This window comes from Amorphus orientalis, assembly GCF_030814015.1.
Taxonomy (GTDB): domain Bacteria; phylum Pseudomonadota; class Alphaproteobacteria; order Rhizobiales; family Amorphaceae; genus Amorphus; species Amorphus orientalis.
In genome coordinates, this window is the sequence record NZ_JAUSUL010000004.1 from 78,914 (window position 1) to 92,759 (window position 13,846).

General features: G+C 67.9%; 12 protein-coding genes and 1 tRNA gene. 6 read left to right on the forward strand and 7 right to left on the reverse strand.

What is annotated here, in order from left to right:
* Positions 1-163: 163 nt before the first annotated feature.
* Positions 164-865, reverse strand: a complete 702-nt coding sequence (locus tag J2S73_RS17310; RefSeq protein ID WP_306886904.1) for a metal-dependent hydrolase — start codon at positions 863-865, stop codon at positions 164-166.
* A 171-nt stretch (positions 866-1,036) separates the two neighbouring features.
* On the opposite strand from J2S73_RS17310, the gene ruvX reads away from it, so the two are divergent.
* Complete coding sequence (gene ruvX / locus J2S73_RS17315) at positions 1,037-1,525, forward strand: Holliday junction resolvase RuvX (RefSeq protein ID WP_306886905.1); 489 nt, start codon at positions 1,037-1,039, stop codon at positions 1,523-1,525.
* Between the two features lie 48 nt (positions 1,526-1,573).
* Here ruvX and J2S73_RS17320 read toward each other — a convergent pair whose 3' ends face one another.
* Positions 1,574-3,259, reverse strand: coding sequence for an acyl-CoA dehydrogenase family protein (locus J2S73_RS17320; protein ID WP_306886906.1), 1,686 nt, complete (start codon positions 3,257-3,259; stop codon positions 1,574-1,576).
* Between the two features lie 380 nt (positions 3,260-3,639).
* Here J2S73_RS17320 and plsY point away from each other — a divergent pair, with 380 nt between their 5' ends.
* The 3 genes from plsY to J2S73_RS17335 all read left to right on the forward strand — a co-directional run bounded on the left by plsY (position 3,640) and on the right by J2S73_RS17335 (position 6,294).
* Entirely contained in the window at positions 3,640-4,254 is a 615-nt protein-coding gene (plsY, locus tag J2S73_RS17325; protein ID WP_306886907.1) for a glycerol-3-phosphate 1-O-acyltransferase PlsY, read from the forward strand.
* On the forward strand, positions 4,251-5,381 hold the full coding sequence (gene dprA, locus J2S73_RS17330) for a DNA-processing protein DprA (protein WP_306886908.1): 1,131 nt from the start codon (positions 4,251-4,253) through the stop codon (positions 5,379-5,381). Before plsY ends, dprA begins: the two co-directional genes overlap by 4 nt.
* 103 nt (positions 5,382-5,484) lie before the next feature.
* The gene (locus J2S73_RS17335; protein WP_306886909.1) at positions 5,485-6,294 is read left to right on the forward strand and encodes an SDR family NAD(P)-dependent oxidoreductase; all 810 of its coding nucleotides are present in this window, start codon (positions 5,485-5,487) and stop codon (positions 6,292-6,294) included.
* An 81-nt stretch (positions 6,295-6,375) separates the two neighbouring features.
* Here J2S73_RS17335 and J2S73_RS17340 read toward each other — a convergent pair.
* From J2S73_RS17340 to J2S73_RS17355, 4 genes are all read right to left on the reverse strand, one after another.
* A tRNA-His gene (locus tag J2S73_RS17340) sits at positions 6,376-6,452 on the reverse strand.
* Between the two features lie 129 nt (positions 6,453-6,581).
* Positions 6,582-7,220: a glutathione S-transferase family protein gene (locus J2S73_RS17345; protein ID WP_306886910.1), complete on the reverse strand. Its 639-nt coding sequence runs from the start codon at positions 7,218-7,220 to the stop codon at positions 6,582-6,584.
* Positions 7,221-7,431: 211 nt separating this feature from the next.
* A complete protein-coding gene (locus J2S73_RS17350; protein WP_306886911.1) occupies positions 7,432-7,965 on the reverse strand; it encodes a phasin in 534 nt (177 codons plus the stop codon).
* A 525-nt stretch (positions 7,966-8,490) separates the two neighbouring features.
* Positions 8,491-8,868, reverse strand: a complete 378-nt coding sequence (locus J2S73_RS17355; RefSeq protein WP_306886912.1) for a phasin — start codon at positions 8,866-8,868, stop codon at positions 8,491-8,493.
* Between the two features lie 301 nt (positions 8,869-9,169).
* On the opposite strand from J2S73_RS17355, the gene J2S73_RS17360 reads away from it, so the two are divergent.
* Positions 9,170-12,103 (forward strand): ATP-binding protein, encoded by a 2,934-nt coding sequence (locus J2S73_RS17360; protein ID WP_306886913.1) that lies wholly within the window; start codon positions 9,170-9,172, stop codon positions 12,101-12,103.
* Between the two features lie 87 nt (positions 12,104-12,190).
* Here the strand turns inward: J2S73_RS17360 and J2S73_RS17365 are convergent, their stop codons facing one another.
* The gene (locus tag J2S73_RS17365) at positions 12,191-12,784 is read right to left on the reverse strand and encodes a LysE family translocator (protein WP_306886914.1); all 594 of its coding nucleotides are present in this window, start codon (positions 12,782-12,784) and stop codon (positions 12,191-12,193) included.
* An 86-nt stretch (positions 12,785-12,870) separates the two neighbouring features.
* On the opposite strand from J2S73_RS17365, the gene J2S73_RS17370 reads away from it, so the two are divergent.
* On the forward strand, positions 12,871-13,671 hold the full coding sequence (locus J2S73_RS17370) for an AraC family transcriptional regulator (RefSeq protein ID WP_306886915.1): 801 nt from the start codon (positions 12,871-12,873) through the stop codon (positions 13,669-13,671).
* Positions 13,672-13,846: the final 175 nt, after the last annotated feature.

Below are 13,846 nucleotides of genomic sequence, written 5' to 3' on the forward strand. Positions count from 1 at the left end.
TTCCTTCGCAATCCCAGACGGAAAACCGGTGCCCACTTTTCCTGGGATTGCTCTTCCCTCCCGCAATCCCGGACGGAAAACCGGTGCCCACTTTTCCTGGGATTGCTCTTCCCTCCCGCAATCCCGGACGGAAAACCGGTGCCCACTTTTCCTGGGATTGCTCTTACGCCTCGAACGGTACCATCGGCTCCGGGACCTTCACCCGGCCGCTGTTCTGGCCCATCTCGCGCAGGAAGCCGTCGGCGCTCTGATCGATGATCGGGAAGGTCTTGTAATGGCACGGAATCACGGTCTTGAACCCGAAATAGCGGGTGCAGGCCAGCGCCGCCGTGCGCGCGCCCATGGTGAACCGGTCGCCGATCGGCACGATGCCGATATCCGGCTGGTAGAGCTCGTTGATGAGCGCCATGTCGGAGAAGATGTCGGTGTCGCCCATGTGATAGAGCGTCGGCTGACCTTCCGCCGTCAGGATCACGCCGAGGGGATTGCCGAAATAGACCGAGGCCCCGTCCCGGCGCACGCCGGAGGAATGGTCGGCGCGCACGAAGGTGACGTTGAAGGCGCCGCAGTCGACGGTTCCGCCGGTGTTGCCGGGATTGATGTTTTCGATGCCGTGGACTTCCGACAGCCACATGCAGATCTCGAAATTGGCAACCACCTGGGCGCCGGTCGCCTTGGCGATGTCGACGGTGTCGCCGAGGTGGTCGTCGTGGCCGTGGGTGAGAACGATGTGGGTGCAGCGTTCCTGGGCTGCCTCCACGGTGCCCGTGAACACCGAGTTTCCGGTGAGGAACGGATCGATCAGAATGACCGCTTCGCCGAGTTCGACGCGAAACGCGGAGTGTCCGAGCCAGGTGATCTGCATGAAAGGTGCTCCCGTTGTGATCTCTGTTCCGGCCGCCGCATGCCGTGCGGGTGGCGAGGACGACCGCCCGAAGCTACAACATCGGTCCTTGTCGTGACGCGACAGAGACCTCTGCGCAAGGGCCCGGGCGCGGCAGACCCACCGAACGCCCCGGAACCGGAGACCAACGCAATGACCGCCCGCCCGGATCCGCTGCTGTCGATCGAAGATTTCGTGGAGAGGTCCCCGACCGGCAGCGCCCTGTTCGGCCTCGACCTCGGCACCAAGACGATCGGCATCGCCGTTTCGGACGGAGGACGCCGGATCGCCAGCCCTCTGGTGACGCTCCGGCGCAAGGCCTTCAAGACCGATTCCGCCGAGCTGCTGCGGCTCGCGCGCGAGCGGTCGATCGGCGGCATCGTGCTGGGCATGCCCTTCAACATGGACGGCAGTGCCGGCCCCAGAGTCCAGGCCACGCGGGCCTTCGCCCGGAACCTGTCCGAGCTGACCGACCTGCCGATGCTGGCCTGGGACGAGCGCCTGTCGACGGCCGCCGTGACCCGGACGCTGATCGAAGCCGACGCCTCCCGGGCACGGCGCGCGGAACTCGTCGACAAGGTGGCGGCCGCCTACATCCTTCAGGGGCTGCTCGACCGGCTCGCAGGGCTCCGCCCGCTCTGACGGCAAGTCTGGCGCGGCTGGTGACTTCGGAAAATCCGTCTTCCAGCCTCAGGCGTCGGGCACGATGAAATCGATCAGGGCGGTGGCGTTGTAGCGCCCGTCGAGCATGCCGTAAGACGCCCGCCAGGACGCGTTCAGCCGCGCCGACACGAAGGCGTCGGCCACCACGCGCGGCGCGTTGCGGCGCAGCGCGGAGGCAGCCGCCAGAAGGGCCAGGCGTTCGATCAGCGGGCGCACCAGCCCTTCGTCGGTGTCCTCGTCGGTCAGCGCGGAGCGGAGCGCGACCACGTCCTCCTCGACGAGATCGCCGAGTTCGGCGCGGAAGCTTTCCAGCAGCGTTCCGACCACATCCGGCATCCGCACCCCGAGCCGCCTGAGATCGCGGGCGAGCACGTTGCCGGGCCCCTCGGCGAGCATGGCGGCCGGCGCTTCGCGATAGAGCCGCGGCAGCACATGCTCCTCGACATAGGCGTTGCCGCCGACGCACTCCATGGCCTCGGCGATCAGACCCGGCGCCGACTTGCAGATCCAGTATTTGGCGGCCGGCGCGACAAGGCGGGCGAAGACCTGCTCCTCTTCGTCGTCGGCCGCCTTGTCGAAGGCTTCGGCAAGCCGCAGCGCAAGGGCGGTGGCGGCTGCGGAATCGAGCGCCATGTCCGCCAGCACGCGCTGCATGAGCGGGGCCTCGATCAGGGTCTCCTCACCCACCGTCCGGTGGCGCGCATGATGGACCGCCTCGACGAGCGCCGCCCGCATCAGGCCCGCCGACGTCACGGCCCCATCCAGCCGGGTGAGCGTCACCATCTCCAGCACGGTGCGGATGCCGCGCCCTTCCTCGCCGACGAGGAATCCGGTCGCGCCGTAGAACTCCGCCTCCGCCGTCGCGTTGGACGAGTTGCCGAGCTTGTTCTTGAGCCGGTGGAACTGGATCGTGTTGAGGCTTCCGTCCGGACAGAAGCGCGGCATCAGGAAACAGCTCAGCCCCTGCTCGGCCTGGGCCAGGACCAGAAACGCATCGGACATCGGCGCTGAAAGGAACCATTTGTGGCCGATCAGCCGGTGGGCGCCGTCCATGTCGCTCCATTCCGCGACGGTGCGGCAGGCCCGGATGTCGGTTCCCGCCTGCTTTTCGGCGAAGCCGGTGCCGAGCGTCGCGCCGACCTTCTGCTCGATGGGCTGGAACCGGTGGTCGTAGCGGCGGGAGACGACCGCCGGCAGCCACTCCTCGAAAAGGGCGGGGGTCGTGGCAAGGGCCGCAAGCGCGGCGTTGGTATTGGACAGGGGGCCGGTGTGGCCCGGCTCCGTCTGGGCGGTGAGATAGAGACGCGCGGCGCGCAGCCGGTGCTGCTGCCGATCCGCGTCCGACGGGCCGTCCCAGATGGAGGCATGCAGACCAGCGGCGACCGAGCGGTTCATCAGCGCATGATAAGCCGGATGATACTCGACCATGTCGAGCCGCCGGCCGAAGCGGTCGTGGGTGCGCAGCACCGGCAGATCGGTGTTGGCCAGCCGCGCCACGTCCCGGGCGTCCCCCGACCCCCAGTAGGCGCCGGCCCGATAGAGTTCGTCCTCCGTCTCCGGCTCCAGCACCTCTTCCAGCAGGGCGACCAGGACCGGATCGCCGTCGAAGAGGTTTCGACCGTCCGAAGGCGGCACCTGATTGGTCACGCGATGTGTTTCGAACGGACCGAGCCAGTCCGCTTCGGCTTCGCCGCTGTATTCGGACGTCGACATGACCGCCGGCTCCTTCATGCGATGAGGCTTACTGGCCTATCATGACAAAACCGAATCCCACGTTAAGTTTAGCGGCGTCACGAAATCTTCGCATGATGCAAAGCGCCAGGCCGCAGATTGGCGTGGACAGGCCGCCCGGCGCGGCGCAAACCTGCGCCCCGTCTCGCCTCGGCGCGGTGATTCCACGGGATCGGAAAAGGCGCTTGAGCACCTGGCGTTCAGGCTGAACCCGTCAGAGCGAAAAGGAAGTGCTCAAGCTATTGAATCTGTAGCCATTTCTTGTCGATCAGGTGTGTTCCACCTGACCGGAAAAGGCTCTAAAGTCTGATCCCGACCCGGGATCTCCATGACATCACACGGATCCGCGACAAAGGAGCCCCATGCCCGATCCGATCAGCTGGTCCTATGCCCTGCCCTATTTTCTCGGCGCTTTGCTCGGCGGCTACCTGCTTGGCTCGATCCCGTTCGGACTGCTTCTGACACGCCTGACCGGCGCGGGAGACCTGCGCAAGATCGGGTCCGGCAACATCGGCGCCACCAACGTGCTGCGCACCGGGCGCAAGGGGATCGCCGCCCTGACCCTGCTGGGCGACGCCGGCAAGGGCGCGGTCGCCGTCCTGATCGCGGCGCACTGGGGTCCGGATATGGTGGTGTTCGCTGCCCTGGGCGCGTTCCTCGGTCATCTCTTCCCGGTCTGGCTCAAGTTCCGGGGCGGCAAGGGGGTCGCGACCTATCTGGGCATCCTGATCGCGGTGGCCTGGCCGGGGGCGCTCGTCTTCGCGGTCGTGTGGCTCGCCGTCGCCTTCCTCACCCGCTACTCCTCGCTGGCCGCGCTGACGGCGACGGTCGCGGCCGTCATCTTCCTGTTCTTTTTCGCGCGGCTGCAGTGGGCGGAACTCTTCCTGGTGCTGACGGCGCTCTCCTGGGCCAAGCACTGGCGCAACATCGCCCGGCTCGCCAGCGGCACCGAGAGCAAGATCGGCGCGGCCTCATGACCGAGGCGGGCCGCGGCATTCGTCTCAACGATCAGCAGCGGCTCGCCTGGCTCCGTCTCATCCGCTCCGACCGGGTCGGCCCGGCCACCTTCCGGGATCTGCTCAACCATTACGGCACCGCCGCCGCCGCCCTGGAGGCGCTTCCGGAGCTGTCGCGGCGCGGCGGCGCCATCCGCGGCCTGCGGATTGCCGCGCGCGAGGACGCGGAGGCCGAAATCGCCGCGCTTTCAAGGCTCGGCGGCCGGCTGGTGGCGATCGGCGAGCCCGGCTACCCGGCCCATCTGCGCACCATCGACGCGCCGCCCCCGCTCCTGTCGGTGTTCGGCCCGGAGGAGATCGCGGCCCGGCCCGCCGTTGCCATCGTCGGCGCGCGCAACGCCTCGCTCGCCGGCCGCAAGATGGCCCGGAAGATCGCCGAAGGCCTCGGCGAGGCCGGCCTGGTGGTGGTCTCCGGACTGGCGCGCGGGATCGACGCGGCCGCCCACGAGGCAGCCACCGAAACCGGCACCATCGCCGTTCTGGCCGGCGGCCTCGACCATATCTATCCGCCCGAGAACGAACCGCTGCTGCAGGCGATCGTGGCCTCCGGCGGCGCGGCGGTCACCGAGATGCCGCTGGGCTGGTCGCCCCGGGCCCGGGACTTTCCACGCCGCAACCGCCTGATCTCCGGGATCAGCCTGGCGGTCGTCGTCGTCGAGGCGGCCAAGCGATCCGGCTCGCTGCACACCGCACGGTTCGCGGCCGAGCAGGGGCGCGACGTGTTCGCCGTTCCGGGCTCGCCCCTCGACCCGCGGGCGGAAGGATGCAACCATCTGATCCGCGAGGGCGCGACGCTGACGGTCGGGGCCGACGACGTGATCGAGGGCATCGCGCCGCTCCTGGGTCGACCGCCGGCGCCCCCGCCGCAGCTGGAGGATGCCGACACGCCGATGGCCACCCGCCCGGAGGAACCCGACGACACCGCCCGCGCCCGGATCATCGAGGCACTCGGACCGACTCCCACCTCCGTGGACGAGATCATCCGCGAGACGGGGGTGGCGCCGGCCGCGGTCCAGCTTGTCCTGCTGGAGCTCGATCTCGCCGGGCGGCTGGAGCGGCATGGCGGCGGGGCCGTCTCCCTGGCGTGATCCCGCCGGCCGGCGGTTTCGTAGACGGGAAGGGAACGAACACCGCCGGTCTGCGCTGGTTCAGCGAACCACGCAGCGCCGGACGAGCGAAGGAGGACGGACCATGGCCTGTCGACCCAACAGCACCTACCAGCGCGCGCTGATCACGGGGGCGTCGCGCGGTCTCGGCCGCGCCTATGCGGAAGGGCTTCCGGAGACGACGGAACTGCTTCTGACGGGAAGGGACGCGGAGGCGCTCGAGGAGACCGCGGCTGCGCTGCGCGATGCCGGCCGGACGGTGGAGACGGTGGTTGCCGATCTGGCGACGGCGGACGGCCGCGACGCCGTGATCGCGGCGGCCAAGTCGAAGGGCATCGACCTTCTGATCAACAATGCCGGCCTCGGAGCGTTCGGCGAGTTCGCCGATGTGCCGATGGAGCGCCACGAGGCCGTCGTGTCGGTCAACGTCACCGCGCTCCTGACCCTCACCCACGCGCTGATCCCGACCCTGGTCGAGCAGGCGGATTTCGGGGGCTCGAAGGCCGCGATCGTCAACCTGGCGTCCAGCATCGCCTTCGTACCGGTGCCCGGATTCGCGACCTATGCGGCCAGCAAGGCGTTCGTGCTGTCGTTCGGCGAAGCGCTGGCGGCGGAGCTCGCGGATGACCCGATCGACGTGCTGACGGTCTGCCCGGGCCCGACGAAGACGGAGTTCGGGACCAATGCCGGATACGAGCGCGCCCATCTGCCCGGCGCGATCGAGCCGGAGCGCGTGGTCGATGCGACCCTCGCCGCGATCGGGCGCCAGCGCACCCTGGTGATCGATCCGCTCTCCAAGGTGGCGTTCACGCCGGCTGCCTTCGCCCGCAACGCCATCAGCGAGGTGGTCCGCCGCACCAGCCGGTTCGCGGCGCAGCGCGGCGAAGCCGGGTGAGAGCCCGGCCGGATGCGAGCGGCGAGACGCCCGCCGGACCAGCCGCGGCTGCGGGAGGATGGCGCGAATGTCGGAAAAGGGTGGTACCGCCTCCCCGGTTTGAACGGGGGACCTCTGGATCCACAATCCAGCGCTCTAACCAACTGAGCTAAGGCGGCGAAAACCGGCCGGCACCGTAGTTTCAATGCTCGGCAATGGCAAGACGTCTCTGGGGCGTCCGCGCCCCATATGCGCTCGAAATTCACAAAAGAAAAGGGGGACCCCGACGCGCCGGTCTGCCCGGCCCGTCAGTCCGCCGCCGCGAAATGCGCCATCTGATCGGCGTAGGCCCTGGCGAAGGCGGGCCGGTCGGTGGCGCGGGCGACATAGGCCCGGCAGGCCGGATAGTCGATCAGCCCGTCGAACCGGTCGACCAGGCGCAGCACGTCGGACATGGCGATATCGGCGACCGAGAAGCCGCTGCCCAACCACACGCGATTCGCCAGCACCGCTTCCATGTGCCCGAGCCGCGCACTCAGGAAGCCGTCCAGCGCCTTTCGGCCGGGCGTCTGCTCCTCGTCGTCGGAGAACTTGAAGATCGCGAAGGGCAGCGCGGCCATCTCGACGGAATTGAGTGCCGCGAAAAGCCACTGGACGATTTCGCTGCGCGCCTGCGGAGACTCCGGCATCAGCGTCTTCGATTGCGAGGCGACATGCAGCAGGATCGCGCCGCTCTCGAAAATGGAAACATCGCCATCGGTGAGCCAGGGCACCTGACCGAAGGGCTGGTGCGCAAAATGCGCGTCGGCCCGATCCCGGAACGGGACGCTGGCGACGCGGTATTCCCGCCCAGCCTCCTCCAGCGCCCACCGGATGCGAAGGTCGCGCACGAACCCGCGCGGCAACGGAGGCACCCAGTCGAAGGTGGTCAGGACAATGTCGCTCATTCCGGAGCCCTATCACAGGGCGTCGTCATGATCGACCGACGGCTCGCCTGGAAGGCGATACCGGAGGCGCCGGCAGCGCATTCAGGGACCGCAAAAGAAAAAGGGCGCCCCCGCACAGGGAGCGCCCCATTCTCAAGTCCTGCGTGCGAGCCGTGGCGCCGGTCTCATCGACAGCGCCGCCAGCTCAAGCCGAGGGCTTCGTGTCAGCCGCTTACGCGACCTTCATCTTCTCCTGGGTCTTCTCCCAGGCGTCCTTCATCGGAGCGGAGCTCTCGGAAGCGAGCTTCGTGGTCAGCTCCTGCATCTCCTTCATCTGCGAGGAGAACGACTCGAACTGCTCACGGGCAAACTTGGTCTGCAGCTCGACGGCTTCCGACACCGACTTCGCCGCGACGAACTCCTTGGCGAAGGAGAAGGCACGGTCGGTGTTCGACTTGGCGTTGTCGAGCGCCTTGAGGTTCAGGTCGACAAAGCCCTGGCGGGTGTTCTCGTAAGCGTCTTCCATCATGTCAGTGGCCTCCTCAGCCGCATTCTTGAGAGTTTCGTAGCTTTTACGCGCCCGTTCGACGTGCTGTTCCGCCATCTCGCGGACAGTGTCCGGAATCTCGAGGTTCTGAGTGGCGAAACCCGGGAACGGGGTCACGTTCTCCGCAGAAGGAGCCGCCTCGATCGCCGCATCAGCGGCCTTGGCCGTCTTCTTCACCGGATCCTTGGTCGCGGTAGACTGAGTCTTCTTCTCGGTCATCTCGACTTATCCTTTCGATCTGCGCTGCGCGCCCGGTTCCGGGTCGCGCGCGATTTGATCCATTGGCCAAGCCGGATCGAAAAGTTCCCAGAACCGCAATCCTAGGTGGTCCCGCTTGGCAGCCCTCTCGGGCGACAGACTTGATATAGGGAGACCTCTTTCGCGTTGCAACAACTTTTTTGCACTGCAGCAATTTTTAGGGTCAGCAAGCCGGGTCGATGCGCGAATAACTCGGCACACCAATCACTTAGCCCGAAAAATTTTTCGAATGAACCACGCCGGCGGGCCGGCGAAGCCCCTCTCCAATCGGAAATAAGTCACTGACCGTGGCGGCCCGAAGGAGACCGTTCCCCGTCGGGCGGTACGGTCCAGGCGACCCTGAAGTCCCGCCTGTCCGGGCCGGCCGGATGGAAAGCGCCCGGTTCCGAGACGCTTCCGGTCGCCAGACGGCCCTGCGATGATCAGGTCATTCGGACAGACAGCCACTTCCCATCGCCCAGACAGCTCATCCGAGCGGAACAGGCCTCAGCTGTTGGCGGCCTTGCCCACGTCACTCGCTGCCTTGGCGGCGCTGTCGCCGATTTCGCGGGTCTGCTCCCCGAAAGCGGACATGCGCGCGGTCATGAAGTCGGACTGGAGCTTCATGATCTCTTCCATGTCCTTCGCCCGCGCCATCTTCTCGGCGAAGTCGAAAGCCGCGGAGATGTTCTCCTCGGCATAGGACAGCATCTTCTTGTTCATGTCCGTCGCGCCAGCCTGCATCTGCTGGGTGGATCCCTCCACCGAGCTCACGGTCGTCTGCGCCACTTTCATGAAGTCTTCGATCGCCTTGCGCGCCTGCGTGACGCTCTGCTCGGCATAGGTCCGGAGCTGCTCCGGCACCTCGAATTGATTGTCACTCATGGGGAACACCTCCCTCGTGCACCAACACCACCGTCTGACTGACGCCCACCAACCCACAGAACTATGAAACTATCAAGAATAGCAGGGAAGGCAGAGGATAACCTCACCCTTGCATGAACCCCTTTGTGCCGCAACAAGCGCATCGCGGGTCATTAACTCTTGGAGCAATCGGCCGCACCCCCGGCCGCCGCATTGGTGGACCCGCCGCAAGCGCCCATGTATTAACGCCAAATTAGCGGGATACTGCGCCTTCTAGGCCCCGTGGACGCAGATCAAGACGGTCAAGACCCGCCTAATTGGAATGGACGACGCGTTCGAAACCTTTCTCACCTTGTGTGCGCATCCTGAAATCGGGAATGCGGCGGGCGACGCGCGTCCGGTCATCGTAGTATCGACGGCCCGACAGGAAGTGGTGTGGGCCAACGCTGCCGGCGGCGCCGTGTGCGGTCTGGAGAGTGCGCACGAGCTGGCCGGACCGCCTTCGCGCCGCACGGCGAGGCTCGCCCGCGACCTGAGCCGGCAGGTCCGCTTCATCGAGGCCGCGTCCGCCCGGCCCGCGCTCGTGCGGCTGCGCATGGGGCTGGAGACCGTCGTCCTGTCGTGCAGCATCGAGCCGATCGCCGACGGAAACCTCCGGCCGCTCGCCCGCTGTCTGATTCTCGCTCCGCCGTTCCCATCCGCCTCGCAGCCGAACCCCTGGTCCGCCTTCGCGATGTTCGCCGGAGGCGCGAGCGCAAGCATCGTCAACGCATCGGGCGCCGCGGTCGCGCGAGCCGTGCGGACACCGGCACCCGACGAGGAGATGCGACCGGTCCCACTCGGGGCCACCGGCCTGATGCTGCGCCTTCCCGCCGAGGAGACGGAGGCCGGCAGCCCCACGGCCTGGAGCCTCCAGGGGGATCTCGAACCGCTCGCCGCATCTGATCTCGGGGCCAAGGCGGTGCGCGCGCCGGCCCGGGAGACGGACGACCCGCAGCCCGCGCCGTCCGAACCGCCCGCGACGCCGATGCGGCCGATCCGCTTCACCTGGCAAAGCGACGAAACCGACCGGCTGACCTACCTGTCTCCGGAATTTTCCGCGGCGCTCGGACCGACCGACCGGGTTGTGGGTCGCGGCTGGCGCGATCTGACCCGATCCCTCGGTCTCGATCCCGACGGGTCGTTCCAGGCAGCGCTGGCGGCCCGTACGGCCTGGAGCGGAACGACGCTCATGTGGCCCCAGCCATCGCTCGGGGCTCGGGTTCCGGTCGACATCGCCGGTCTCGCGATCCAGGATCCGAACCGTTCGTTCAAGGGCTTCCGCGGCTTCGGCCTGGTCCGCCCGGGCGACCTGATCGAAGACCCGGCCCTCGGCCCTGCGGCGCCTCCCGAAGCGCCCCATCCGGCCGACGCGGTCTTTTCCGCTGCCGAAGAGCCGGCCCTCGAGGCCGTGATCGCGTCCGAGGACGACCAGCCGGGGGAGCCGCCCCATCCCAGCAACGTGGTCCGCCTGCACGGCCACGCGGAGCCGGCCCCCGGCGAACTGCACCATCTCTCGCGCCCAGAGCAGGAAGCCTTCCGCATGATTGCCGCCGCGCTCGGCGCGCGCTTCGAAGGCGACGAGGCCTCTCCTCTGGACGTGGACACCGCCGATCTGTCTGCACCACTGGCCGATACGCCCACCATCGTCGAACCGCCGCGATATATGGATGCCGACGAGCCGATGCCGTCGGCCTTCGCCACCGTCAGCCGCGCGCCGGACATGCGGGTGCTCGACCGCCTGCCGCTCGCCCTGATCGTCTCCCAGCGCGAGCGGATCGTGCATGTGAACCCGGCCGCGCTGAAGCTTCTGGGCTATGCCGACCGCAGAGCGCTGGAGCGCTCCGGCGGCCTGTCGGGCGTCTTCGCCGAAGTGCCGGCGCCGCCCGAGGCCCAGGACAACGCGATCCTTCTGCGCAAGGCGGGCGGCGCTCTCATCCCGGCGGAAGTCCGCCTTCACACCGTTCCATGGGGAGAGGAGCGCGCTCTGCTCGTGATCCTGCGGGCCCTTCCCGCCGACGCCCGAGGCGAGGAGGCGCGCATGAGCGTGGACGACGACGACGATCGCAACGCAGCACAGTCCGGCATTGCCGCGGATACCGATGGCGACGCGACCGCCGAAGCTCAGATTTCGGATCTCCTGAATGCCGTCCCCGACGCCGTGTTCGTGCTGGAGCCCGACGGCACCATCGCGCTCGCCAACGCCGGCGCTGCCTCCATCTTCCGCCGACCCGCCGAGGCTTTCGCCGGCATGCGGCTCGACGACCTGCTCGACGAGGACGGCGGCGCGGTCGTTCACGACCTGATCGAGGAGATCGCCTCCGGCGAGGAGCCCGCCCGTCCCCGGGTGGCCGACGACGTCATGGGCCTCTGCCGGGATCGCGGAAACGTGCCGCTGGCGCTCTCCGTCGGGCTCGTCGGCACCGGCCCGCGGCTGTGCGCCGTGCTGCGCGACGTGGCGCGCTGGAAGACGGCGGAAGCCCGCTATTCGGAAGCCACCCGCGCGGCGGAAACGGCGAACGCCCAGAAGTCGGAGATGCTGGCCCGGATCAGCCACGAGATCCGCACCCCGCTGAACGCCATTCTCGGGTTCGCGGACGTGATGCTGGCGGAGAAACTCGGCCCGCTCGGGAACCAGCGCTACCGCGATTATCTCCGCGACATCTCCATATCCGGCCACCACATCCTCAGCCTGGTGAACGATCTGCTGGACCTGTCGAAGATCGAGGCCGGCAAGCTGGACCTGTCGTTCGAGCCGGTCTCCGTCAACGAGATCGCCCGCGACTGCAGCAATCTGATGGAGCCCCAGGCCGAGGCCGACAAGGTGGAGATCCGCACGCGCCTGCAGGCCGATCTTCCGCGCATCCTGGCGGACACGCGCTCGCTGAGGCAGATCACGCTCAACCTTCTGTCGAACGCCATCAAGTTCAACCGGACCGGCGGCGTGGTGTCCCTGTCGACCTTCCAGAGCGACACCGGCGCAGTGGTGCTGCGGGTCAGCGACAACGGTGTCGGCATGTCCGAAAGCGACCTGACGGCGGCGCTGGAGCCGTTCCGCCGGGTGGGCGGCTCCGACAAGGCCGGCACCGGGCTCGGCCTGCCGCTGACCAAGGCGCTGGCCGAAGCCAACCGGGCCGATTTCAAGATCCGCTCCGAGCCGAACCGCGGCACCGTCGTGGACATCACCTTCCCCGCCCCGCGCGTGCTGGCGGCCTGAAACAATTTCCGGGAAAGTGGGAACCGGCTTTCCGTCAGAAATTGCGTCCGGACACATGTGCGCCACGCGGCGGGTGCATTCGGCTGGTCAGATGAAAACTGCCGCCATCGACGCGACCAGCAGGCAGGCGAACACGATGTTGACGACCCGCCCCCAGCGCGGCGACGACAGAACGCGGGTGAAGGCGGAACCGAGCAGCAGCCAGGCCGGGTTCACCACGAACACCAGGGCGACGACCACCGCGACGCGCAGCACGACGAAGGCGCCGGATCCGTCGCCCAGCGTGGCGGTGGACCCCAGGATCGCGCTGAAGGCGGCATAGGCCTTCGGGTTCGCGATCGCCAGAAGATACCCCGGCAGGAAGGACGGCGCCTTGGTGCCGGCATCGCGGGCCACGGTGACCGGCGCGGTCGCGATCTTCCAGGCGAGATAGAGAATGTAGATGGCGGCGGCGATCGTCAGCACCGGCAACAGGCCCGGCACGGCGAAGACGATGCCGGTCACCCCGGAGGCGACCACGAGCACGACGGTGGAGGTGCCAAGACAGATGCCGGCCACGTAGGCAAGGCCGGCGCGCACCCCGAACGCCGAGCCGACGGCCGCCGACGACAGGGTCGACGGGCCCGGGCTTCCCATCAACGGCACGGCGACCGACAGCACCACCAGAACCACTTCGAGCATTGCAGACCTCCTGTTTCGAAGGCCAGACTAGAAGCGGCTGCCAGCATCGTATTGAACGATCCTGGCGCAGATCAGAGGCCGCAGGAATGAAGGATCAGGTCCGCTACGGCGGTGGCGCGGCGGGCATCGAGCGCGCCGAGATCGTGCTGGTGCGCGAGGCCTACTCGCCGCATCGTCACGACACCTACGCGCTCGGGATGACGCTCGGCGGCGTCCAGGCCTTCGACTATCGCGGCGCCGCGCGGGCCTCGGTCGAAGGCAACGTGTTCGTGCTCCACCCCGACGAGGTGCACGACGGCCATCCGGGAACCGAAGCCGGCCTCGCCTACCGCGCCCTCTACGTGGCGCCGCACCTGATCGCCGACGCCCTCGGCGGCGGTGCCCTTCCCTTTCTCGCCGAGCCGGTCAGCGCGGATCCGCGGCTCGTTCGAGCGATGCGGACGGCGATGGCCGGCTTCGACGACGCGATCGGCGAGATCCAGGCGACGGAGATCGTCACCACCCTCGCCGACGCCCTCGCCGCGATCGCCCGTCCGGGCGCGCCTTCCGCCCCGGTTCGGACCAACCGCCCGGCGATGGAGCGGGTTGCCGCCCTGATCGACGGCGAACCGGCGGAGAATGTCGGCATCGCGGAGATGGAGGGGGTGAGCGGCCACGACCGCTGGACGCTGTTCCGGCAGTTCCCGGCCGTCTACGGCGTCAGCCCCTATCGCTATGCGGTGATGCGCCGCCTCGACCGGGCCCGTGGCCTGATCCGTGCCGGATCGAGCCTCGCGGACGCGGCCGCCGCGGCCGGGTTCTCCGACCAGAGCCACCTGACGCGGCAGTTCCGCGCCACCTACGGCTTCTCGCCCGGCCGCTGGCGGCGGATGGTGACGGGACAGTAGACGCGGAACGACCTGGCGTGAGCGGAAAAGACCCATCCTCTCCGCAAATCCCGGACGGAAAACCGGTTCCCACTTTTCCGGAGCCTTTTCCGCTCGGACGAAAACGTCCGAGCGACGACAAATGGCTCCAGAGTCACTATGTTGAGCAAGTCCTTATCGTTCAGACCAGTTCGGT

Bases quoted from the DNA above. Each gene is read 5' to 3' on its own strand.
- J2S73_RS17310 (WP_306886904.1), bottom strand. From the start codon at position 865: ATGCAGATCACCTGGCTCGGACACTCCGCGTTTCGCGTCGAACTCGGC.
- ruvX (WP_306886905.1), top strand. From the start codon at position 1,037: ATGACCGCCCGCCCGGATCCGCTGCTGTCGATCGAAGATTTCGTGGAG.
- J2S73_RS17320 (WP_306886906.1), bottom strand. From the start codon at position 3,259: ATGTCGACGTCCGAATACAGCGGCGAAGCCGAAGCGGACTGGCTCGGT.
- plsY (WP_306886907.1), top strand. From the start codon at position 3,640: ATGCCCGATCCGATCAGCTGGTCCTATGCCCTGCCCTATTTTCTCGGC.
- dprA (WP_306886908.1), top strand. From the start codon at position 4,251: ATGACCGAGGCGGGCCGCGGCATTCGTCTCAACGATCAGCAGCGGCTC.
- J2S73_RS17335 (WP_306886909.1), top strand. From the start codon at position 5,485: ATGGCCTGTCGACCCAACAGCACCTACCAGCGCGCGCTGATCACGGGG.
- J2S73_RS17345 (WP_306886910.1), bottom strand. From the start codon at position 7,220: ATGAGCGACATTGTCCTGACCACCTTCGACTGGGTGCCTCCGTTGCCG.
- J2S73_RS17350 (WP_306886911.1), bottom strand. From the start codon at position 7,965: ATGACCGAGAAGAAGACTCAGTCTACCGCGACCAAGGATCCGGTGAAG.
- J2S73_RS17355 (WP_306886912.1), bottom strand. From the start codon at position 8,868: ATGAGTGACAATCAATTCGAGGTGCCGGAGCAGCTCCGGACCTATGCC.
- J2S73_RS17360 (WP_306886913.1), top strand. From the start codon at position 9,170: ATGGACGACGCGTTCGAAACCTTTCTCACCTTGTGTGCGCATCCTGAA.
- J2S73_RS17365 (WP_306886914.1), bottom strand. From the start codon at position 12,784: ATGCTCGAAGTGGTTCTGGTGGTGCTGTCGGTCGCCGTGCCGTTGATG.
- J2S73_RS17370 (WP_306886915.1), top strand. From the start codon at position 12,871: ATGAAGGATCAGGTCCGCTACGGCGGTGGCGCGGCGGGCATCGAGCGC.